Source organism: Vibrio sp. 2304 (assembly GCF_033339475.1).
In the GTDB taxonomy this organism is placed as follows: domain Bacteria; phylum Pseudomonadota; class Gammaproteobacteria; order Enterobacterales; family Vibrionaceae; genus Vibrio; species Vibrio alginolyticus.
Genome location: NZ_JAWOUQ010000009.1, coordinates 143579 through 166967 on the forward strand (window position 1 = coordinate 143579; position 23389 = coordinate 166967).

Sequence of the window (23389 nt, forward strand, 5' to 3'; positions counted from 1 at the left end):
CGGTTCAGCTTATAATTCAACTTATCGAAAGATCGTTGATGTATTAATATGATCGCGCGCACAGAATAAGGTTTAGAATATGACACTGGATGAAATAGCCAAATTAGCGGGTGTTTCTAAGACAACTGCAAGCTATGTGATTAACGGAAAAGCGCAGAAATACCGCATCAGCGAGAAGACTCAGAAAAAGGTGATGGCCGTTGTAGATGAGTACAATTATAAGCCAGATCATGCGGCGTCTTCCTTGCGGGCAGGTAATTCACGCTCATTTGGGCTTATCATCCCAGACTTAGAGAACACCAGTTATGCGCGTCTTGCAAAGCTGATAGAGCAGAACTCTCGGAAAGCGGGGTACCAAATTTTGATTGGCTGCTCTGATGATGATCCTGATACAGAGCAAAAGGTGGCGGAAGCATTAGTCAGTCGTCGCATTGATGCGTTGTTTGTGGCAAGTGGTATGCCCACTGCAAACGAGTATTACCTTAAGTTGCAAAATTCTGGTACGCCAGTTATCGCGCTAGACCGTCCAATGGATGATGAGCACTTTTGTTGTGTCATCAGCGAAGATTTTGATGCCGCACTTGAACTCACTCAGTCAGTACTGTCAGAGGATATTAAGTCCATTGGCTTAATCGGTGCATTGCAAGATCTTCAAGTCTCAAAAGAGCGTGAGCTCGGTTTTCTATCTGCTTCTCAACAAGGTGGCAAAACGGCAACAGTGGGTTATGGACAACACTTCTCCCGGGAAGAAGGCAAGAAAGTCTTAGAGAGATGGTTAATAGAGAACGCATTGCCAGATGCCATTGTTACAACGTCATACACACTGTTAGAAGGTGTGTTGGATGTAATGCTAGAAAAACCAGAACTGATGGGAAAGGTGCGTTTAGCGACATTTGGTGATAATCGACTGCTGGACTTCTTGCCTGTGAAAATCAACTCTTTGCCTCAACAGTTTGAGTTGATCGCGGACAGCGCAATGGAGTTAGCACTCAACGCTTCCGCCAAGCGTTACAAGCCTGGCGTAGAACTTATCCCGCGTAAAATTGTGAAACGTCACTAAGTAACTAAATAGGTTGCTCAAAGCTTTACTTCAGCCGTCAGCGCCACAAATGCGTGGTCGCTGGCGTTTTTATCTCTGTCATAAATCGGGTTGATCAGATGTTGGTTAGACACCTGATAGTCAACAACCTCGGCAACCGATATATCTGATAAGGTGTCAAACTCTTGTGAGAGCAAGATATAGTCGAGTACATTCCCAGTGGAAAAATGATAGTGCGTGGCTGGGCGTTCATCCTTCAGGGTGTCACTTTGCAATAACCAACCATCTTTGAGTTGTAATTCAGTGACGCAGTCACCAGTATTGGATACCAATGAGCTGTTAACGCTGATAGGAGTGATAGGTTGATTCATATCGCCCATTAACACTGTCGGCATTGGTTCTTTTCGATACCTCTTTTGCATCGCGTCTCTTAACATCGCTGCTTCCCAGCCTCTTTGCTGGGTGGATAACCAGCGCCCAATAATCGTGCTAGACGTTTCTGGTTGTTCTGAGTCGGCCGGGCGTTGAGATTTCAGGTGCGTTACGTAAACGGCGATATGACCAAGTACAGGATGTATTACTTGGGCATAGATAGGTTTGCGACTGAACTCTGGAGCAACACTTACTCCAAAAGGCTCAAGCGTTGCTAAGTCAAACTCTACCGCTTGTACTTTTTCTATTGGAAACCGAGAGGCGATTGCCACAACAGGGCTTGAGTAAATGTACTCATCCTCAACATGTGGGGTGTCAACGGTCGCAAAGTAGGGGTAGCCGATGGTTGAAAAAAATTCCTGGGTCTTCTCGATACTGAACACTTCTTGTAAGCCAATCACGTCGCCTTCCAGTTTTTCAACTTGACGTTGCGTCCACGAAAGTTTGTCTCGCCATTGCTCTAACGAGTATATGTTCTCGAAATCATAGTAGGCGTTAGGCGGTGCGACAAAATTAAACAAGTTCGCAGTGACAAAGGTAATTCTACTTGGTTGAGACAAAGTATTCGCTCTTTTCAACAATAACTTAGAGAGTATATACCTTCAGGTTGCGTAATTGCAGCTTCGTTTGAGCTACGCATCGGTATACAAGCTAACGAGCGACAAGTTAAATGGGTTAAGAGGTGCTCAAATGCCAAGGCGAATCGGTGATTGAACATCGGCAGAGGTTTCTATTTTTAAGCATTGCGTTTAAACTTCAGGGCATCAAATAGTAAGAGTAAGTAACATGACCCAAGATTACGACCACGAAGAGTATTTAGAAGGCGAAGAGATTGAGATCGAAGCGATTGGCATCGATGTTGATGCGCATCCAATCGAACTGTACAAGCTTTTTAAAATCGCAAACTTGGTCAGCGGTGGCGGCGAAGCAAAACATATCATCGAGGAAGGCTACGTCGCGGTGAATGGTGAACTAGAAACACGTAAGCGCCGCAAGATGTATGATGGTGACTTTTTTGAGTTTAACCAGGAATATTATGTTGTGGTTTGCGATGCGCCAGTAACCGAACCTGAGACGGCAGAGCAAAAAGCAGAAAAGAAAGCGAAAAAAGAAGCACAGTCTTCTCGTAAAGATAAGTCTCGTCAAAGTAAGTCACCCAAAGCCTCTGGGCCTAAATCAACAGGCCGTAAAGCGGCACATAAAGAGCGTAAAGCGCAGAAAGAAGCGTTGTCTCAGTCTGCTAAGAAAGGCAAAAAAGAAGACAAACCGCAAGCCACTCGTGATCCGAAGAGCGGTCGTAATTCTATTGATTTTTTCTAGGGAAATGAACGCTTAACTAAATAAGTGACATCTGAGTAAAACTAAAAAGCGCCGAGCATATTATATCGGCGCTTTTTTGGTTTCACTGTGCTGTAAGTGGGCAGTGTTAATGCACTGTCGTCTCGATGTTTAGGCTATCTGTCCAGTGATGAATGGCGCAAGGCTTTCCTAAGTAAAAGCCTTGGTAATAATCCAAATTAAGTTGATACATAGCTTGTAGCTGCACGTCTTCTTCAACCCCTTCTATAATGACTTTTGCTCCCATATGATCCGCTAGATCAACGGCGCTATGTATGGAAAAGGTTTCTCCGGCGCAGTAGTCTAGCAAATAGGAACGATCGATTTTGATGATGTCAGGGCAGAGCTGCTGAACACGTGCGATATCAGAATGTTGGGCGCCAAAATCATCGATAGCAAAGATAAAACCATTCGCTTTCATTAACTGTACGGCTTTGATTAATAAATCCGTATTTCCGCATGACTCTTCGACTACTTCAAAAACTACGTCTGATGGGCTCATACCAAGTTCGGAAAGGCGTTTGTAAAGCAGGCCGTTATCTTTAAAGCCCATGTCTTTGGTTAGCGTGAGTAGCGTTTGAGGCATGACGTTAAGAAACAGTTTGATCGGTGTCCCTGCGAAATAGCGTGCAAAATTTCGAATGTGCATTGCTCTGGATAAAAACTCTACACATAAGCGAAAGTAGGGATCAAGACCATTATTGGCCAGAAACACGTCAGGACGAATTAGGGAACCATCAATGCCACGAATACGCAGTAAGGCTTCCATACCAATAATACGTTGGCGTCTATCAAAAATTGGCTGATAAACACTGTGAAAAGTGAATTTATTGAGAACTACGTAATATTCACCAAGATTATCTTGTTTTATGTATCGCTCGTAGTCGGATTGATTCTTTAACTCCATGAAAAACGCCGAAAATTTAGCATCTTGCCAATGTAACAGGGTGCAATTCTGATTTGAAGAATCAAATGTGCCTAATTACATATGCGGTTGAGTTAATTTGAAATGGCTTCCGATTTTGCTTCAATATGGCGAAAAATAAGTGACAGACCAAAACAAATTAAGAAGTAAGCGAGGCCGACAATCAACCAAATTTCAAATATATACCCTGATGAATTTGCCATCTCTGTCCCAACAAACGTCATTTCTTGTATCGAAATCAGTGAAACAATAGAGGTGTCTTTCACCAAAGAGATGGTTTGACCGGCAAGTGCAGGTGTTATTGATTTAAGCACCTGTGGCGCGATAACAAATCGGTATTTCACCCATCGAGACAAGCCCAATGAGTCAGACGCTTCCCACTGACCTTGGTCGATACTTTGTAAACCACCGCGCACAACTTCTGCAATGTAGGCAGAAGAGAGTAAGCCGACGCATAACACGCCAGAGGCAAGGTTTTCCCAAAGGTTAGAAGGCCCAAACAGAAAGTGCTGTAGCGTATTTGGTTCGCCGTTGTAGTTTCGTAGAAGATCTTCCAAACCGAGTAACGGGATCAATTGGTTAGATATGAAAAAGTAGAAAATAAAAACAAACACCAACGGAGGGATGTTTCTCACTAACTGGATAAATGCATTGGCAGGTGTGCGCAACCAAACGGAACGAGAGAAGCGTGCTAAGCCTAACAAAGTGCCAAACGCTAATGCGAAGCTGATGCCCCAAATACTGAGCCTTAACGTCGAAATCAAACCTTGGAAGAAGTAGGGCAAACCACCATCTGCTCTAGGCGTGAAAAGTAATTCAAGCGCCTCTTTCCACTGCCACAAATAATGCACACCAACAGCGGACCGATGGTACAGCCAAACACCACCGATACCGCACATAACAAGTAGTACCCAGTCTAGTGTGTTTAATTGCGGTAAAAGGTAGCCTGTGCTGGATTTCGCGGGTGCTGTGCGAGTGGTAGTGTGTTCGCCCAAAAATTTGACTCCGATAAGTTATGGAAAAGTAAAATGGATGATTGGAGAGTATAGGCTCGCGGCGTCCACGAGCCATTTAGATTACTGGCCTTGCGCGACTTGATCTTGCCAATCTAATGTCGAGAACCAGTATTCATAACGTTGTTTTAACCATCCATCTTGGGTTCTTGCTTCAATCCATTTATTGAAAAAGGCCTTTTTATCTTCTTCCCCCAAGCGAACTGCAAAGGCTTCGTTACCTTGTGATAGTCGCTCAGAGAATGGAAGGAATAGTTTGTCGCTGTGTTTCACTGTCTCATGTTCTGGTTTTGGGCTAGAAGCAATGACCGCGTGGGCGTTACCATTCAGCACCTCTTGGAACGCTTGCACGTCGTCATCAAATTGCAGGATCTTCGCTTTCGGGAAGGTTTCTCTGGCTACTTGAACGGTGAATGCGCCGCGACGAGCCGCAATTTTTACGCGTCGTGAGTCAAAATCCGAAAATTCGCTAAAACCAGAGGCGAGTTCTTTGTTTGCTGCTACTTGAACGCCTGAGTGCGAGTAGGCCTCAGTAAACAACACGCTTTTGGAACGTTCAGGCGTAACCGACATGCCACCGATGATCACGTCGAACTTTTTCGCCAGTAGTGCGGGAATAATGCCATCCCACGCAGTCGGTACGAATTCCACTTTCAAACCTGAATCTTGTGCTAAGCGTTTGGCAACATCGATTTCAAAACCGATTAACTCACCTTGCTTGTTACGCATTGCCCAAGGTACAAATGTTGACATACCAACGCGCAAAGTGCCTCGTTCTTTGATTTGATCTACATTGGTTGTGGCGACATCTTCTTTCGCGATTGTAGGCATAGCGATGGCTAGCCCTAATAATGCAGTAATGGTCGCTTTGAATAACTTCATGTTATCTCCTTATAATTTGCGCCAACTGGCTCCGAGTTTGTGTTCTAGCCATGCAGACAAGCCAGAAAGTGACAGAGTGAGAGCAAGATAAATTGCTGCCACGGTAAACCAAATTTCGAACGGCATCGCCGTCTCTGAGACGATGTTGCGTGCCTGTGTTGTTAGATCAAAAATCGCCATCACGCTTACAATGGAAGAGTTTTTGATCAAAGAAACCACTTCATTGGTTAATGGCGGTAATGTGCGCTGTAAAACCTGAGGCAAAATTACGTCTTTGTAGGTGTAAAACGGTGATAGCCCGAGAGTTTGTGCTGCTTCGAATTGCCCTTTAGGAATACTGTTTAAACCTGCACGGAATATTTCCGCGGTGTAGGCACCTTGGAAAAGGGATAATGCCAAAACGGCGGTGCTGAATCGGTCTAAACCAATCACGGGGCCAAACACGAAGTAGAGTAAATAGATTTGCACCAACAACGGCGTGTTACGTATTACTTCGACATAAGTGGTACCAATAACATTGCCGACTTTCGAATCGCTAAGCCTTAGTAACGCGGTAACCAACCCTAATACTAAGGTAAAAAATAGACTAATAGCCGAGATGTTAAGCGTGACCAATAGCCCATCAATAAGTTCTGCCGGCCACCATTCGCCATCTTCATAAAAAGCGATGTAATCAGGTACGCGCTCCCATTGCCATTGATAGCCCATAGCGTCGGCACCAGAGTCCAACACCCACACAATCGCGATGAAGAGGAGCGTCATTTGCAGTAAAGCTTGAAGGACTGGTTTGATTACGCGAACTATCATCAGTAACTTAAAATTTGGTTCAAAAATGCTTGGGTTCGTGGATGCTGTGGTGTCTCAAATAAGGCGACTGGAGAGTTCATTTCCACGATTTGGCCTTCATCCATAAATACCACGCGGTTCGCTACTTTTTTGGCAAATCCCATTTCATGCGTGACGCAAATCATCGTCATTCCGCTTTGAGCCAGCTCAACCATGACATCCAACACTTCGTTGATCATTTCCGGATCAAGCGCCGAAGTTGGCTCGTCAAACAGGAGTAAATCCGGTTCCATACACAAGGAGCGGGCAATCGCGACGCGTTGCTGCTGACCGCCAGAAAGCTGGATAGGATACTTACTCGCTTGCTCTTCAATATTGACTCGCTTTAGGTAATGTTTTGCGCGTTTTTCAGCTTCTTGTTTTGACAATTTTTGTGTGCGAATCGGCGCTAAGGTGAGGTTTTCCAGTACAGTCAAGTGAGGAAAAAGGTGAAAGTGTTGGAACACCATGCCGATTTTACCGGGCTTGAGAGATTTTGCGTGAGAAGGCTGGTCGAACACATGAAGCTGGCCTCCTTGAATCGATTCAAGATGGTTGATGCAACGAATGAGCGTTGATTTTCCGGAACCTGAAGGGCCACACACCACGACGATCTCGCCAGAATGCACGGAGAAGTTGATGTCTTTTAGAGCGTGGTAATCGCCATACCACTTATTTACGTCGCTAAACTCAACGACGGGAGTATTCTCTTTCAAAGGGGCACGCTATAACGGAAAAATATCCTTTTACAATAGCAAGTTGTGCGCGTAATTTCATTAAGAATAAGCTAATGTTTAGGCGATGATTTTAATACTCTATTCAGATCGCTTACAAGATACATCCATGTTTCTTTAATGTTGGTGCAGTCTAGAGTATGACTAACTCAGTTCAACGAGATACGGATAACGAACAACAATCGCAACAACAGACATAACCATTAATGTCTGTGCAGAATAGTAGGTCACCATGACAACTTGTCGTGAAAATATTGACCGTCCTCCAAAGCGTTCGAAAGCCAATACGATGCCAGAGATAATAAAGATAAAGCTTCCGAGCACTGCAAAAGAGGAGGATTGTGTTTTCCCACTCAAATAATACTCGATCGAAGCCCAGCACATAGTCATCAGTACCAATATATAACTGGCAACTGGCCGTTTCTCTTTACCGAGATCCGGTCGGAACAACCAGTAGACGCATATACCGAGTCCGAACAAGGCAATTGGGAGCCAAGGTGTAAAATGCCACGCTGACATGATGGCAAAACCATAACTATAGGAGAGATGGGCAGAGCAAAAGAGCACTAATCCTGTAATGAACTTGTCTCTAGGGAGCATTAATAACACGTCACCAAGCAACGAGAGCGATAAGCCAATCAAAATCCAATTCGCATATGGCATTGGGTAAGCCGGGGACTGAATTAAAATACCAAGCATACAGAGCACTGGTAATGGTTTAGAAACGTAAAAGAGCCATTTAGAGCCTTTACGGATACTGATGATATGTATGAATGCTAATACGACAACAACTAGCCACATAAAGTGTTTTCTCGAACAGACAAAATTATGTAGTACATCACTACAACAAATCAAAACTTAATTAACGAGTTAACTCGTTTTTTGATCTCAATTATTTTTATTTGTGTAAAGCTGGACAGTTGTCTCTTTACTAACCAACACGGCCGATTTTTTGTCTGGAGGGAATCGTTGTTTTTAGAAGCCTCCTCGTTTTGAACGTGATGTGGCTTACAAAATAGCATAAAAAAACGGTATTGTGACTGTTAAGTCACAATACCGTTAAACCCTAGGAAGGGCAGTGAAGAATTGTTGCAGTTATGAGACAGCTAACTCTAAGATTTCTCGGCTACGTTCAAGTGTGATCGCCTGGTTTTCACCTAAAACAGTCATGCCGTGTTTGTTTAGTTGATCAATGATGGCATCGATAGCTTGTTCACGGCTCTCACCATAGTTTTCGAGCTTAGTTGCGACATCAAGTTGATGATAAAACGCTTCGATAGATTCGATTGTGCGCTCTGCTAAATCCTCACCTGCTTCAAGACCAAATACGTTGCGACCCATTTGTTCTAACTTAGGGCGCTTAAACTGCATTTGGTTACGAAGTAACGACGGTTGGACAATTGCAAGAGAACGCGCATGATCAACGCCCCATAGAGCGGTTAATTCATGGCCGATCATATGTGTCGCCCAGTCTTGTGGAACGCCACTACCAATTAACCCATTCAATGCTTGGTTAGCAGACCACATTAAGTTTGCGCGCCACATATCGTCGTCTCGTTCCGCAAACTGTTCTCCGAGTGTTTTTAAAGTTTTCAGCAGTGTTTCTGCGTAACCATCTTGAACCATTGCACCGGTAGGAAGCGTCAAGTATTGCTCACATACGTGCACCCATGCGTCAACAATGCCGTTGATAAGCTGGCGTTCTGGCAGTGTTTTCATTACATCTGGGTCTAACACGGCAAATTTTGGCTGCACTGCTGGAGACATGAACGGAAGTTTGTCTTGAGTTTCTTTTTTAGTGATAACTGCGCCCATGTTTGACTCTGAGCCTGTTGCTGGCAATGTCAAAATTGCAGCTAGAGGCGTCGCTTCAGTGACTTGGTGCTTACCAATCATGATATCCCAACCATCACCATCATACTTTGATGCCGCAGCTACGTATTTGGAACCATCGATGACTGAACCACCACCTACCGCTAGAATAAAATCAACACCATGCTCTTTTACCATTGCGACTGCTTTATCGAGTGTTTCTTTGGTTGGGTTTGGTTCAACACCTGAAAACTCTAGCCATTCATGTCCCTCAAGAGCTTCTGCTACTTGGTCGTACACGCCATTTTTTTTGATGGAGCCACCACCGTATACCACTAAAACTTTTTGGTCGGATGGGATAGCTTCTTTGATTGCTGCGATTTGTTTTTGACCAAAGAAAATCTTGGTTGGGTTTACATAAGAAAAGTTCATTATTAGCCCTCTTGCTTCCAGTGAAGGAGATTGAATACATGCATATTAGTCCTGATTAACGATGGTTAACAGGTCGATTTCTGCAAATAATTTGCCTATTTCTACAAAATTAATGCTCTTGAGCTAGAAAGTTAAAGTCGAGAGGAAGTATAGTGCTCGAAACGATAATAGAGACCAAACTCGTTGGTCATTGATGGAGCGCTCTAATGCACACTCTCGCAGATATCATGCAGCAATATGTTGAAAAGCAGGGGCTGCATGACCTAGAAGGTATGAAGAAAACAGCGATAGATGGCGTATGGTTTTATCGCAGTAGCAAAGGGAATCATCGCCAGCCGTTTGTCTATCAGTCCGGCATCATCGTATTGGGTCAAGGGCATAAGAACATTCATATTGGTGATACACCAGTGCAATATGGGCCCGATGATTACCTTGTTGTCGGGGTTCCCATGCCACTAGAGTGCGAAGCGTTTGCGACAAACAATGAGCCTTTACTTGGCATTTCGATAGATATTTCGCCAACGCTTCTTCATAAACTCGTTAAAAAATTAGAGGGTGAGAAATTCAGTAATAAGTGTCTGGATGCTACCCGTTGCGGCCTTAAGTCGGTACGTATGAATGAAGGTATGTTGGATGCGTGCAAGCGGTTAATGAAAGCAATGTGTGACGAGCTTGATGTCATCATGCTTGGCGAGCTGCTTCTTGAGGAAATTGTGTATCGTACTTTGGTGAGCAAAGAGGGGTATGTTTTATTTGACCTAGCACATCAAGAAGGTTCTTACGCGAGGGTAGCTAAAGCACTAAATCGTGTACATCAAGCGTATCACGAACAGTTGAACGTACAAGCATTGGCTGAAGAAGCCAACATGAGTGTGTCTGCTTTCCATCAAGCATTTCGCAATGTCACGCTTGAATCTCCGTTGCAATATATTAAGAAAGTTCGACTTAACAAAGCGCGCGAATTGATCCAGTTAGAGGGGCGACGTGTTAATGATGCAGCGAGAATGGTTGGGTACACGAGCCCATCACAGTTTAGTCGCGAGTACAAGCGGCATTTTAATGAAACGCCAAGGTCAACAAAGGCTTAGTGATCTTTATTTCAAAATGGCGACTTTTTTTACCTTTTTTATTAATTTGCGAGTGACATATTTATTTAAGTTATAAAATTAGTTACTGGTGCCAAATAATAGGTACGTTGTTGCAATCATTTAGTGGATTGTTGCGAGGCGGTGTGGAAAACTCGTAAATAGATAGTGTGAAATCACCAACTTGTACTTAAGTTATTTTACGTCGAAATAAAAGTATAGATGCGCTTCGTTTAGCGCATTTAGTATTGTTTTAACAATAACTTAAGGAAGAGCGATTATGCACCTTAAAAACGGCAACGCAGTGAAAAACGTGTTCACACTAAGCACACTCACCGCTTCTTGTCTTATGGCCTTCAATAGCTACGCAGCAGTTGACTGTGCCCCTCTAGAAACTTGGCAATCATCAAAAGTTTATAACGGTGGCGACCAAGTTCAGCATGAAGGTAATGCTTATAAAGCGCGTTACTGGACGCAAAACAACAATCCAGCGCAATCTGGTGAGTGGGGCGAGTGGGAAACACTTGGCGCTTGTGATGGCACTGGACCGGTTGATCCACCTCAGAATGAAGTCCCGACGGTTACTCTGACATCGCCTTCTGCGTCGGCTTCTGTGACTGCGGGTGATGTTGTTAACCTAGCTGCAGATGCGGCAGATACTGATGGGACTGTTAGCAAAGTAGAGTTCTTTGTTGATGGTGTAGTAGTTGGTCAGGCAACGTCTGCGCCGTATGCTGCATCGTGGACAGCAACTGAAGGACAGCACGAGTTCTCTACCAAGGCCTATGACGATGCAGGTGCCGTTAGTACGGCAAGTGTTGTGACGTTAACTGTGGCATCAGCGCAACCTGGTAACGAAGCGCCGACAGTGGATGTCGTGCTTTCTGCGAACTCTATTGACCTGGGTGGTTCCGTAACACTGACTGCAAATGCTACGGATGCGGATGGTACCGTTGCTAAAGTTGATTTTTATGTTGCAGGTGTGCTTGCTGGCACTGCTACAACAGCGCCATACACGCTGGATGTAACCCCTTCACAAGCTGGCTCATTAAGTGTTTATGCGAAAGCAACCGATGATGCTGGAGCAACAGCAGATTCTGCACTTGCAACGTTAACGGTAAACGGCGGCGCAGTGACATCTAATTGTCGTCCTGATGGTCTTTATCAAACAACGGGTGTAGATGTTCCTTACTGTTCTATTTATGACGAAGAAGGCCGTGAGAAAATGGGGGCTGATCACCCACGTCGTGTAATCGGCTACTTCACCAGTTGGCGAGCAGGTGACGACCCACAATCGACTTACCTTGTTAAAGACATTCCTTGGGAACAACTTACTCACATTAACTACGCGTTTGTGAGCATTGGTTCTGACGGCAAAGTAAACGTTGGCGACGTTAATGATCCAAACAACCCTGCTACAGGTAAAACTTGGCCAGGCGTTGAGGTAGATCCTGCTCTTGGTTTTAAAGGTCATTTTGGTGCACTAGCAACTTACAAGCAAAAACATGATGTTAAAACGCTAATCTCGATTGGTGGTTGGGCTGAAACGGGCGGTCACTTCGATACGAACGGCGATCGTGTAGCTGATGGTGGCTTCTACACCATGACGACGAATGCGGACGGTTCTATTAATCATGCTGGTATTGAGAAGTTCGCAACTTCAGCCGTTGAAATGATGCGTCAGTACAAGTTCGATGGCCTGGATATCGACTATGAATACCCGACGTCAATGGCTGGTGCTGGTAACCCTTACGACAAAGACTTCATGGAACCACGTCGTCAGTATTTATGGGCGTCTTACCAAGAGCTGATGAAAGTATTGCGTGAGAAACTTGATGCGGCATCCGCGCAAGATGGCATTCACTATATGCTGACTATCGCAGCACCATCTTCAGGTTACTTGCTACGTGGGATGGAAACCTTCGATGTAACTAAGTACCTAGACTACGTAAACATCATGTCTTACGACTTGCATGGGGCTTGGAATGATCACGTTGGTCACAACGCGGCTTTATTCGATACAGGTAAAGACTCGGAGCTAGCGCAGTGGAACGTATACGGCACTGCTGCATACGGTGGTATCGGTTACTTGAACACAGACTGGGCTTACCATTACTTCCGTGGTTCTATGCCAGCAGGTCGTATCAACATTGGTGTTCCTTACTACACCCGTGGTTGGCAAGGTGTTACTGGTGGCGAAAATGGCCTTTGGGGCCGAGCGGCACTACCAAACCAAGCAGAGTGCCAACCGGGCACAGGTGAAGGTGAGAAGAACAACTGTGGTCACGGCGCTATTGGTATCGACAACATGTGGCATGATACCGACCCTAAAGGAAACGAAATGGGCGCTGGTTCTAACCCAATGTGGCATGCTAAGAACCTAGAAAACGGTATTTGGGGCTCTTACGCAGCTGCTTACGGTCTTGACCCTGTCAACGATCCTTCAGATAAGTTTGTTGGTACTTATACTCGTCATTACGATAGCGTTGCTGTGGCACCTTGGTTGTGGAACGCAGAGAAGAGCGTATTCCTATCTACGGAAGATAAAGCTTCTATCGAGGTGAAAGCCGATTACGTTATCGATAAAGAGATCGGCGGTATCATGTTCTGGGAACTAGCCGGTGACTACAACTGTTACGTACTGGATGCAAATGGTAATCGTACGGCAGTAGATGCCACTGAACAAGCTTGTGCGGCGGGTAATGGTGAATACCACATGGGTAACACTATGACCAAAGCTATCTACGACAAGTTTAAGTCTGCGACGCCTTACGGTAACAAAGTAGCTACTGGTCCAACACCAACTGAAGCAGTAGACATTACTGTTAGTGTTGGCGGCTTCAAAGTTGGCGACCAAAACTACCCAATTAACCCGAAAATCACGTTTACGAACAACACTGGTCAAGCGATCCCTGGCGGTACTGAATTCCAATTCGATATCCCAGTATCTGCGCCGGACAATGCGAAAGACCAATCAGGTGGTGGTTTGAAAGTGATTGCTTCTGGACATACTCGAGCAAACAACATTGGTGGCTTAGATGGCGTAATGCACCGTGTGTCGTTCTCTCTACCAGCATGGAAAGACTTGCCAGCGGGCGGCACTTACGAGCTTGATATGGTTTACTACCTACCAATCTCTGGTCCGGCTAACTACTCAGTGATTTCTGGTGGTAAAGAGTTTGCGTTTAAGTTTGAACAGCCAGATCTACCAATTGGTGATCTCAATGCGGGCACGGGTGGTGGTACCACTGAACCAGGTACGTGTGATACGACAGGTTTAGTGACATACCCAGCTCTGCCACAAACGGATTGGGCAGGTAATCCAAGCCACGCTAACCAAGGTGATAAGATCATCCACAACGGTGTGGTTTACCAAGCGAACTGGTGGACAGCGGCTGAACCGGGTACAGATGGTAGCTGGTCAACGGTATGTAACATCTAATTATTATGGATTATTTGTTATAGCCTAATGTTTACAGGCACTTAAACAAAAGCGCAAGATGATTATCGTGCGCTTTTTTGTTGTGATAGTTTGTCGTTTAATCGAATTGGTAACTTTCGGGTATGACGACAATACCTTTGTCTGAGATTTTAAATCGCTTCGCATCTTCAAGTTTGTTGATGCCAATTTGAGTATGTGGCGGAATACGAACATGTTTATCAACTATGCAGTTGACCAACTGACTTCCTTCACCGACTTCTACGTCATCAAAAATGATGGAATCGACTACTGTTGCACTATCTTGAATGCGTACATTAGAGGAAATAATGGAGTGCTGTACCGAGCCTCCGGAATTGATGACACCGGTAGCAATGATGGAGTTAATAAAAATGCCTTCATTACCCGTGGCCGACGATACAGTACGAGCTGGTGGAAACTGCGGCTCGTAAGTACGAATCGCCCAATTGGACTGATAAAGGTTCATTGGCGGCACAGGTTCTAGTAGATCCATATTCGCTTCATAGAAGGAATCAATGGTACCCACGTCGCGCCAATAGCAATCTTTATCGACGCGCCCTTTACTGCCACAGAATTGATAAGCGTAAACGGATTCGGTATCAATCAGCTTAGGTATGATGTCTTTTCCGAAGTCATGGCTTGATGAATCGAGTTTTGAGTCTTCTTCAAGCGCTTCTTTCAAAACATCCATATCAAAGATATATATTCCCATAGAAACGAGGCTTCTGGTCGTGCTTCCTGGAAGGGTAGGAGGGGTTTCAGGTTTCTCTATAAACGAAGTAACGAGCCCGTTTTCTGCGGTGCCCATTACACCGAATGCTGAAGCATCCTCTACGGGAACATCCATACAGGCAACGGTGAGCTTAGCACCTTTCTCTTTATGCTCTTCAAGCATTGCAGCGTAGTCCATTCGATAGATATGATCGCCGGATAACACAACCACATACTTTGCATCATTTCGCGATAGCAACCACATGTTGTGATAAATCGCATCGGCGGTTCCTTCATACCATGCACCACCTTTGCGCATTTGTGGTGGAACAGCAGTAATGTACTCGCCTAGCTCTGGATTGAATATCGACCAGCCGTCTCGTAAGTGTTTTTGAAGTGAATGAGATTTATATTGGGTTAAAACAAGGATCTTGCGTAAACCCGAATGTAAACAATTGGTTAGTGTGAAATCTATAATTCTATATTTTCCGCCAAAAGGTACGGCTGGCTTGGTTCTGTCATCGGTGAGTGGGCTGAGTCTAGACCCCATCCCTCCTGCTAAAATTACGGCGAGTGCGTCTTCCATAGTATTCCCTTTCCCTTTTCTGACATGCATCAAAACGGTGCTAACCTGAAGGAGGTGGTATGCAACGCAGAGGTTTTGAAAAGCATGTGCTAATGTGCTTATTAGTGAAAAGTCTACTACAAGAATCGAGCCATAGAATATCTCCTTAAAAATCAAGGAGGTTAAAATTTCACTGTAAGACAACTGCACCATATTAGTGAAGCGCTAAATAGCCCGTGCATCAAATTGGCGCAAAATTGTAGAAAGGAGAAGTCAACAAGTATGGATTTACAATGTAAAGTGGCGACAAAACAAGAAGATAAATAGGGTTTTCTATCTTAATAACTATGGCTAAACAAGGCTTAGGGTTAGCGTCTTAACTCTAAAGGTCTAAAACAGGCGCGTTGATGTAAGGCAGGAGAGCTTTGTATCAACAATTCAAGAGTAGAAGGCCTGAGACAACTCTTTTCACAGTTGTTGAGAGTGAGTGGATAGGTAAGTAGACCACTCACTTAATGAATATGCTCACTTCACTGATAGCGATACGTTATCACTGTACTAAGAGAGACCGATGATATTTCCTTCATCATCAAGATCTAAATTCATAAATGCGGGTTTATCAGGTAAGCCTGGCATCGTCATCACGGTACCAGATAATGCGTAAACGAATCCTGCGCCCGCACACAAGCGCAGCTCGCGGATTGGGACGGTAAAACCAGTTGGTGCGCCTTTGACTGCGGAGTCTGTGGTTATCGATAGTGGTGTCTTCGCGATGCAAACCGCTAAGTTGTTAAAGCCTAATTGCTCAAAATGTTTGAGCTGTTCAGTCGCGATAGGAGTCATTTCTATATTGGTTGCTCCATAGCCCGCTTCACATACTGCCATGAGCTTTTCGAGTAATGATTGCTCTTTGTTGTATAACGGACAAAACTCTACAGGCGTGGTACACGCATCAATAACATGTTGAGCTAGTTCCGTTGCGCCTTGTCCGCCTTGCGAAAAAGCGGTGCTGATGGCTACTTTAACTTCGGGATTAAATTGGTGAATCAGCTCTTCAAGAGCTTTAAGCTCTTTCACACAATCTTGTGGAAACTGGTTAATGGCAACGACAGCAGGTAAACCGTATTTATGAACGTTATTTATGTGCCATTTTAAATTTTCAAACCCAGCCTCCAATGCTGCTTGGTCCGGATTAAAAATGGAATCTGGAATAGCCATACCTGGCCGTAAATCGTAGTGTCCAGAATTCGCTTTGAGGCCGCGTAATGTTGCTACGATCACTACACAGTCCGGGGCTTTGTTGGCGGCAGCAGCTTTAATGTTACACGCTTTCTCAAATCCCATATCCGAACCAAAACCGGCTTCAGTTACCGTGTAACCTGACAGTTTTAGCGCAATATCGTCCGCGATAATGGATGAATTTCCATGGGCGATGTTTGCAAATGGACCTGCATGGATCAACGTAGGAACACCTTCTAGAGTTTGCATCAGTGTTGGTGCAATAGCCTCTTTTAGTGTTACTGCCATTGCTCCTGCAACTTGTAGATCTTCCGTGGTGACCGGGTTTCCGTTCAAATCGTACGCTACGACAATTTTCCCGATACGTTGGCGTAAATCTTTTAAATCTTTGGCTAGTGCAATGATAGCCATTAACTCAGAAGCGGCTGAAATATCGAACCCTTCGTCACGCTCGAAACCATTGATGGTTTTTCCTGCATCATTGAGGCCAATTTTGACTTTACGTAGTGCACGATCATTATGGTCCATCACTCGTTTCCAAGTAATACTGGCCGTGTCGATTTTAAGTGCTCTTAACCCGGTGCGTGATTCAAAGGCATCATAACCCTCGCGTTGTTCATGGAACAAGCGAGCGTCAAGAGCGGCTGAAGCAAGGTTGTGCGCCGCTGTCACTGCGTGAATGTCACCAGTAAGGTGTAAGTTTAACTCTTCCATTGGAGCTACTTGAGAATAACCACCGCCCGCTGCGCCACCTTTAATACCGAAGACGGGTCCCATCGAAGGTTGCCTTATACATGCAATAACAGATTGATTAAGCTTTGCTAAACCTTGCGCCAGTCCTATCGTCGTAACGGTTTTTCCTTCGCCAAGAGGAGTCGGCGTGATCGCAGTGACGAGTACAAGTTTACCGTCATCATTTGCTTTGAGTCGTTCCAAACATTTTGGGTGGACTTTGGCTTTGTGCTTCCCGTGAGTGTCATACTCTTCGGGCAATAGTCCTACTTTTTCCGCGATAACATCAATAGAAGAAAGTGGTGTGTTTCGGCAAATTTCGATATCTGACTGCATGGAGAATCCCCAAAGTGGCACAGGTAGCGTTGAAAAACTACCTGAGTTATAACGAGTATTATTGTGAGGCAAAGGTCTGCTTGGTGATGGTACTGTTTCGGTTAGGCTTGTAAAGAGTTTACTGCTTCGTATTGTGCGACATACTAACGAAATCTACTCGTTATAGTGCTAGATAAAAACAAAAAGGCCACCAAATGGTGACCTTGATATATTTTTAGCTTTAAAGTTGTCGTTTTAACGATCCCAATAAGTCTCTTCTAAGCTATCTTCTCGTTCAGGAAGCGCTCGCGATAGGCGAGGAGAGTGCTGCGTCAACACTTCATAGCTTACTCGGTTTGCGTATTTACAAATCTGAGAAAGTGAGGAGTAGGTTAAGCATCGTACTTCGTGCTTTTCTGAGTTAGGCACTTCTTTTTGGTGAAAAGAGTTTGCTGCCATGTCATGCAGTAAGGCTGAAAGGGCTGCATCACCTGCACCGTTAGTGTTCTTAATCTCTAGTGGTCCACCAAGGTAAGGGCCGATGTGAGAGTAGACCTTCATTGGGTTTTGACAGTCTTCTTTACGCATCGCACGACTAAACTCGTACTGGTTAAAGGCTTCGAGGGAGCTTTCAAGGATGTCGTGTGTGGTTTCTCGTTTTACTTTCTCGTCGGTGTAACCAGCCATGTACAGACCATTTGGTCCTGCTGTACAAAGTACGAGATCAACCCACTCAAGTGCTTTATCAGCAGCTGCTAGCGGCTCTGTTTCACCTGTTAGCGCCGCACCTTCTTCTTCATTCATAGCGACAACAGAAATGTTTTCGCGAATGTATTCTTGCCACCACTGTGCGTTACCTTCGATAACGTACTTTGTCCCTAACGTAAGTACAACAGGGACATCGTGCTTCTTAGCAAAGTCGATCGCTCTTTGTACCGCTTTAGGCATTGGATCTTCTTCTTTACCACGCATTAGGTAAGAAGAAACAACCAGGGCTGATGCTTTCTCAAAGATCTCTTCAGGAATGCTTTCCGGAAGTAGTTGATTCATATGACCTTCGTTGATAGCAAATGTACGCTCACCGTCTTGAGAAATTAGGGTGTAGCAGCGACCAATAGGGCCATCTACCGTTTGTAAATGGTTAAGGTTCATGCGTGAAGACGTACGGCAAAGGTAGCGATAAGCAAAAGAACCGACTTGAATGTTCTTAGACATCACACCGAGCAAAACGGATTTGCTATCGGCTAAAACTGAGTAGTTGTGAAGAGTATTGCCAATCGTGTCACCTGGGTATTGGTGTGTGATCAGGCCTTGCTCAACCAGTTCTTCGTAAAGTGCATCTGCTTTGCTTTCTTCAAGAACGAGCGAATGTCCTTTACTCAGGTTGTATTTCTCTAAAAACGCGTCATCTACACGTGCTTCGATATCTACAATGGTTTGACCGACACCAACAATAGTTGGGCGATATAGCTTAGGTGCCTGTCGGATTTGGTTTACTAATGGATCTCGAGCGTGAGTTGGGAAGTAGTGTTTAGATTTACGCTGACCAGGAAACTTCATGCTTGTTCTTGAGTGAGAAAAAAAAGAGGCGGGATTGTATCACAAAAAAATGAAAATCGTGGCGATTTATTACAAAGAAGTCTGCTCGCTGAAAAAATCAGCGAGCTGAGTAAATAGCAACCAAAGCAGCTGCAATTTATGAGGCTTGTCGTATTGCAATGGGTTGTTTTTTAAACTTGTTGCTCAGCAGCGCCCGGAAAGAGCCTGCTCCGCGCTAACTAAATTTACCCGCGTTACTTTTTCACTTCAGTTGGCTCAACGTAAGCCTTGGTACCCCAAAGTGGGACTGTCGAAAGGCTATGCTTAAAACTACCATCGGTCTCTTTTGTTGTATAAGACAAGTAGAGTAAGGTTTGGTTATCGGCATCATAAATACGGCGAACCTTCATTGTTTTGAAGAAAATGCTTTTTGACTTCTTAAATACAATTTCACCGGACTTACTCTTATCTATTTTTGCAATCATTTCCGGTGTGATTTCGCCAGTCTGACGACATGATATTGAGCTATCACTTGGATCTGCTAAGCTGAAATCCGCTTCGATAGAGGCGATGTGACATGTGACACCTGTTACCACCTCGTCTTTCAACTCACCGACTTTGATGTCTTTCAAAGTAAACCAACCGAGCCCCACGTCAGCAACATCGTTATCTGAACAACCAACTAGAGTAGTAGCAAGCAATGCACTTAACAGCATCTTTTTCATTATTTTTGTCCTTAACTAGGAAAGATATTGATGAAATCTATCAGAGGTTTGCACCTAAAACAAAATTTAGCCACGGAAAGGTCTATGTGCGCTAGGTTTGTTGCGGGCTTCATGCTAATGTACTGCTCTAAACGAAGGTATCAAGATGAATGAACAACAGTTAGCCAGTATCGAGCGTAAAAATACATGGCTGTATGATCTGGTCGAAGTTGAATTTCCGACACCAGAGAGTTTGAAAGGGCGCGATGTCTATTTCAAAACGCTAGAAAAAGCAACGTATCAAGTAGTCGACAAAGACACATTACTGGAAAGTGACTCTGAATTTAACCCCGACGATATTTTTCTGGTCGATTTTCATCGACTGACCATTATGTTCTCTATCTTGCAATCTCAGCGCTGGGAACAGCAGTATGATAAAGATATGATCATTGAATATCTGACACAGATTATCCTCACGCCAGATTTTGAATTATATGTTGGTTTTAAATCTGGAGTCCCAATTGGTGCTGCTATTGTTAGCCATCTCGAAGGAAATACACTCATCTCTGATGTTGCTGTTTCTGAATCAAAATACAAAAGCTCGTTTGTGGCTGATCTGGCTAAAAGACTAAGCACCGAGCAAAAACTGTTAGACTCAGTGGTTATCGAAGACTAACTTACACATCAATGTGCATAAAAAGTAAAGCAAGATGACGTTGGGTGATCTTGCTTAGAAAAACTGTAATTGCTCCCTTCTATTTCCATGAAATGCCAAGCTCGTCGTTTCAACAATCCCAAACTCAAATAAGATTAATCCAAACATTCTTAAAATCAGCTTGGGCTTGAGCCTTTAAGACGTCTGGAGATGGCTATGGCAATTACCAATATTAAGTGCGTGATATTTGACTGTGATGGTACGTTGGTCGACAGCGAAAGACTGTGTTGCCAAGCGCTCGTCAATGTATTTAACCAGCATGGGGCTGAGTTAACGATGGAAGAGTGCGTTTCTCACTTTAAAGGAGGAAAGCTCGCTGACATCCTTTTAGATACTAAAGAATTGAAAGATATCAAAGTCCCAATTGATGTTTTAGAGCCGCAATACCGAGAAGAAGTCCAGTCTCTTTTTGTGCGTCACTTACAGCCAATGGATGGCGCAAAACGATTAATTCAGTTTTTGGATTCGCATAATATCGAATATTGTGTGGCGTCTAATGGACCTAAAGATAAAATTGAATACGCTTTGGAGTTAACCGGTTTACTCGATGCTTTCCGAGGCAAAGTGTTCTCGGCATTCGATGCGAATAGTTGGAAGCCTGAGCCCGATTTAATCATGTACAGTGCTATGAGCATGGGCTTTTTACCAAGTGACTGTCTTTATATTGATGACACGCCTAAAGGAGTTGAGGCGGGACTAAACGCCGGTATCAAAACGATACAGTTATTTAATGGTGAAGCTATCAATCTTGTTGAGGACGAGCGTGTAATTCGCATCCATCATTTAGATGAATTAAAAGAGCAGCTGTGTGGCTGCTCTGTTTGACCTACTAATGGCAAACCGGACTCAAGCTGTGGATGTGCTTAAGTTTAGACTGTAGGTAAGGCGTTTGATGTAGACATTGGATAGATGAGAAGTTTTTTGTATGAAATCCGCAAGCAGCGCATGTGAATTTCTCGCCATCCGATGAAATGAGATATTCATCTCCTTGGCAGAGTGGGCAATTCAGGTTCTCTATGTCTTTTGTGTCTTTGTAATTATTCATATTGTTTTCCAGCAGCAAATTGGAATTGGCAAGATCAAGCATAGCGGAACGCTCTGTTTAAGAACATTATTTCATCGGGTACAGCGAGAACTTGAGATTCACTTCAAATATCCACTTGGATGTCGTAGAAAATATCGAAGGTAATAGTTGAACACGGTTTAAAGAAAAGGGCTCCCTAAGGAGCCCTTGTTGATCATAAGTTCCACAACGTTATGCGGTGCGGTAGCGTTGTAATATCTCACCAAGAGAAACGGAGGCTTGCGTGAGATTAGCGACGCCAGCGGTAGATTGCTCCGCCACTTCTCTGATTGTGCTTGATTGACTACGAATTTCTGAAAGTTCCGATGCAATATCGTTAGCAACTGCGCTTTGTTCTTCAGCAGATGTGGAAATCTGAATGCTCATGTCCATTAATGAGCGTGCTGACTCGGCAATAGAGGTAACATCATGGCCGATTTCATCAATAAGCTGGCTGCTGGTTTGAGCTTGCTGAACGGTTCGGTTGGTGATTGAAGCAATGTTCTGGCTCTCAATTTGAAGCTTCTCAATCATGGCTTGGATCTCTACTGTTGCCTGTTGAGTTCTGCTTGCTAATGTACGTACTTCATCGGCAACCACTGCAAATCCACGACCTTGTTCACCAGCACGGGCTGCTTCGATTGCTGCGTTTAGTGCCAACAGATTAGTTTGTTCTGAAATGGCGTTAATCGTTGTGATCACGTCATTAATCTGCGTCGTATTCTCGTTTAAATTGGTTACTGACGTAGAGGCTTGTTCAATATAGCTAGATAACGTCTCTATCTCGCCAATCACGTTTTGTACACGGCTTCTGCTTAGTTCGATCTTCTGGGCATCTTGGTCTGACTGCGTCGTTGCTTGTTGAGAAATACTTGATACCTCCTTTGCAGAGGCTGTCATTTCTTCCATTGCCGTCGCGACTGAATCAAGCGTTTGATATTGATGAGATATCTGGGTTTCACTCAACTGCATATCTTTTTCGAATGCAGAAGATGTCTCGCTCAACATCGTTGCATTATTTTTAACACTATTAACCAGTTCACTTAAGGTATCCATAGACTTGTCTAGCGCACAGCCGATGGTACCGAATTCATCTCGACCTGGATGGAAACCAAGGCGAGAGGTTAAGTCACCGTCACCAATTTTTTCGGTTGTTGTATATAAAACCCACAGAGCTCCTCCGATAAACGTTGCCACCCAGTAAGAGAATAGGGCAAAAGGAATAACCCATAAGAAGCTGAGTAATAGTGACGATAGAGCTGATGATTTTAACGATTCGTATTGTGTGGACACATTTTGAGTCAGCTTAATCACTTCTCCAGAATGCAACTTGGCATAAGCGGTCACAGACCCATCGACAAAAGAACTCTCGCTTACGCGGTTCGATTTCGATACGCCGTCAATTTCTGTAGCGCGGTTTGATTGAGCATCAACGATACCAGAAAGCTTCGCTTCGCTCGCCGAGATGGCTTGCTGCTCAAATTGTTGTATTTCATTGAAGTAGCGGCTTCCAGCCACTGAAGTGAGGGCTACTAAAAACAGTAGGAATATAACCCACATTTTGTCGTTGATAGACATCTTGATAAACAGCCTGTCTATCGTTCTAAACTCAACTTCTCTCATTTAAAGCTCCATTAGAGATAAAAGATATTGACCAAATCTATTGCTATATCGAAACAAAATATGCGAAGTTAATCAGCAAAATATGTAACGAAAACTAAATTTAGTTTAAGAAATGAGATCTAAGGACGCCTATAACAGTATGTTATATCTTTAAATTGACATGAATGTTGATAAAAGAGTCATTTCTCTAAAGTGTTAAGTGGATA

At 44.1% G+C, this 23389-nt stretch carries 19 protein-coding genes; 6 read left to right on the forward strand and 13 right to left on the reverse strand.

Annotated elements, in window-relative coordinates; translation table 11 throughout:
- The first annotated feature begins 79 nt into the window (after positions 1-79).
- Complete coding sequence (cra, locus tag R7P64_RS17530) at positions 80-1060, forward strand: catabolite repressor/activator (RefSeq protein WP_005376402.1); 981 nt, start codon at positions 80-82, stop codon at positions 1058-1060.
- Between the two features lie 17 nt (positions 1061-1077).
- On the opposite strand, the gene R7P64_RS17535 is transcribed toward cra, so the two are convergent.
- Positions 1078-2031 carry an endonuclease/exonuclease/phosphatase family protein gene (locus R7P64_RS17535; protein ID WP_318119003.1) on the reverse strand — a complete coding sequence of 318 codons (954 nt, stop codon included), beginning with the start codon at positions 2029-2031 and terminating at the stop codon, positions 1078-1080.
- A gap of 226 nt (positions 2032-2257) precedes the next feature.
- On the opposite strand from R7P64_RS17535, the gene R7P64_RS17540 reads away from it, so the two are divergent.
- Positions 2258-2791 (forward strand): RNA-binding S4 domain-containing protein, encoded by a 534-nt coding sequence (locus R7P64_RS17540; RefSeq protein WP_005376400.1) that lies wholly within the window; start codon positions 2258-2260, stop codon positions 2789-2791.
- A 106-nt stretch (positions 2792-2897) separates the two neighbouring features.
- On the opposite strand, the gene R7P64_RS17545 is transcribed toward R7P64_RS17540, so the two are convergent.
- From R7P64_RS17545 to R7P64_RS17575, 7 genes are all read right to left on the reverse strand, one after another.
- A complete protein-coding gene (locus tag R7P64_RS17545) occupies positions 2898-3716 on the reverse strand; it encodes an EAL domain-containing protein (protein WP_318123763.1) in 819 nt (272 codons plus the stop codon).
- 92 nt (positions 3717-3808) lie between these two features.
- A complete protein-coding gene (locus R7P64_RS17550; RefSeq protein WP_005386069.1) occupies positions 3809-4729 on the reverse strand; it encodes an amino acid ABC transporter permease in 921 nt (306 codons plus the stop codon).
- Positions 4730-4810: 81 nt separating this feature from the next.
- On the reverse strand, positions 4811-5629 hold the full coding sequence (locus R7P64_RS17555) for a transporter substrate-binding domain-containing protein (RefSeq protein WP_005386070.1): 819 nt from the start codon (positions 5627-5629) through the stop codon (positions 4811-4813).
- A 9-nt stretch (positions 5630-5638) separates the two neighbouring features.
- Positions 5639-6436, reverse strand: coding sequence for an amino acid ABC transporter permease (locus R7P64_RS17560; protein WP_005376396.1), 798 nt, complete (start codon positions 6434-6436; stop codon positions 5639-5641).
- Positions 6436-7170, reverse strand: a complete 735-nt coding sequence (locus R7P64_RS17565) for an amino acid ABC transporter ATP-binding protein (protein ID WP_005386072.1) — start codon at positions 7168-7170, stop codon at positions 6436-6438. Before R7P64_RS17565 ends, R7P64_RS17560 begins: the two co-directional genes overlap by 1 nt.
- 162 nt (positions 7171-7332) lie before the next feature.
- The gene (locus R7P64_RS17570; protein WP_005386074.1) at positions 7333-7989 is read right to left on the reverse strand and encodes a lysoplasmalogenase; all 657 of its coding nucleotides are present in this window, start codon (positions 7987-7989) and stop codon (positions 7333-7335) included.
- Positions 7990-8283: 294 nt separating this feature from the next.
- On the reverse strand, positions 8284-9432 hold the full coding sequence (locus R7P64_RS17575) for an iron-containing alcohol dehydrogenase (protein WP_005386076.1): 1149 nt from the start codon (positions 9430-9432) through the stop codon (positions 8284-8286).
- A 206-nt stretch (positions 9433-9638) separates the two neighbouring features.
- Between R7P64_RS17575 and R7P64_RS17580 the strand changes: the two genes are divergently transcribed.
- Positions 9639-10520: an AraC family transcriptional regulator gene (locus R7P64_RS17580; RefSeq protein WP_017634187.1), complete on the forward strand. Its 882-nt coding sequence runs from the start codon at positions 9639-9641 to the stop codon at positions 10518-10520.
- 277 nt (positions 10521-10797) lie between these two features.
- Positions 10798-13959 carry a chitinase C-terminal domain-containing protein gene (locus R7P64_RS17585; protein WP_213972748.1) on the forward strand — a complete coding sequence of 1054 codons (3162 nt, stop codon included), beginning with the start codon at positions 10798-10800 and terminating at the stop codon, positions 13957-13959.
- A gap of 97 nt (positions 13960-14056) precedes the next feature.
- On the opposite strand, the gene glgC is transcribed toward R7P64_RS17585, so the two are convergent.
- From glgC to R7P64_RS17605, 4 genes are all read right to left on the reverse strand, one after another.
- Positions 14057-15274 (reverse strand): glucose-1-phosphate adenylyltransferase, encoded by a 1218-nt coding sequence (glgC, locus tag R7P64_RS17590; RefSeq protein WP_017820952.1) that lies wholly within the window; start codon positions 15272-15274, stop codon positions 14057-14059.
- A gap of 537 nt (positions 15275-15811) precedes the next feature.
- Positions 15812-17560 (reverse strand): formate--tetrahydrofolate ligase, encoded by a 1749-nt coding sequence (locus R7P64_RS17595; protein WP_186585332.1) that lies wholly within the window; start codon positions 17558-17560, stop codon positions 15812-15814.
- A 234-nt stretch (positions 17561-17794) separates the two neighbouring features.
- Entirely contained in the window at positions 17795-19099 is a 1305-nt protein-coding gene (locus R7P64_RS17600) for an inosine/guanosine kinase (protein WP_005376376.1), read from the reverse strand.
- 233 nt (positions 19100-19332) lie between these two features.
- Positions 19333-19803 (reverse strand): CreA family protein, encoded by a 471-nt coding sequence (locus R7P64_RS17605; protein WP_005397614.1) that lies wholly within the window; start codon positions 19801-19803, stop codon positions 19333-19335.
- Positions 19804-19948: 145 nt separating this feature from the next.
- On the opposite strand from R7P64_RS17605, the gene R7P64_RS17610 reads away from it, so the two are divergent.
- Both R7P64_RS17610 and R7P64_RS17615 read left to right on the forward strand, forming a co-directional pair.
- Positions 19949-20458: a hypothetical protein gene (locus R7P64_RS17610; RefSeq protein WP_005386088.1), complete on the forward strand. Its 510-nt coding sequence runs from the start codon at positions 19949-19951 to the stop codon at positions 20456-20458.
- 195 nt (positions 20459-20653) lie between these two features.
- On the forward strand, positions 20654-21322 hold the full coding sequence (locus R7P64_RS17615) for an HAD-IA family hydrolase (protein WP_138940251.1): 669 nt from the start codon (positions 20654-20656) through the stop codon (positions 21320-21322).
- 430 nt (positions 21323-21752) lie between these two features.
- On the opposite strand, the gene R7P64_RS17620 is transcribed toward R7P64_RS17615, so the two are convergent.
- Complete coding sequence (locus R7P64_RS17620) at positions 21753-23183, reverse strand: methyl-accepting chemotaxis protein (protein ID WP_005376380.1); 1431 nt, start codon at positions 23181-23183, stop codon at positions 21753-21755.
- Between the last annotated feature and the right edge of the window lie 206 nt (positions 23184-23389).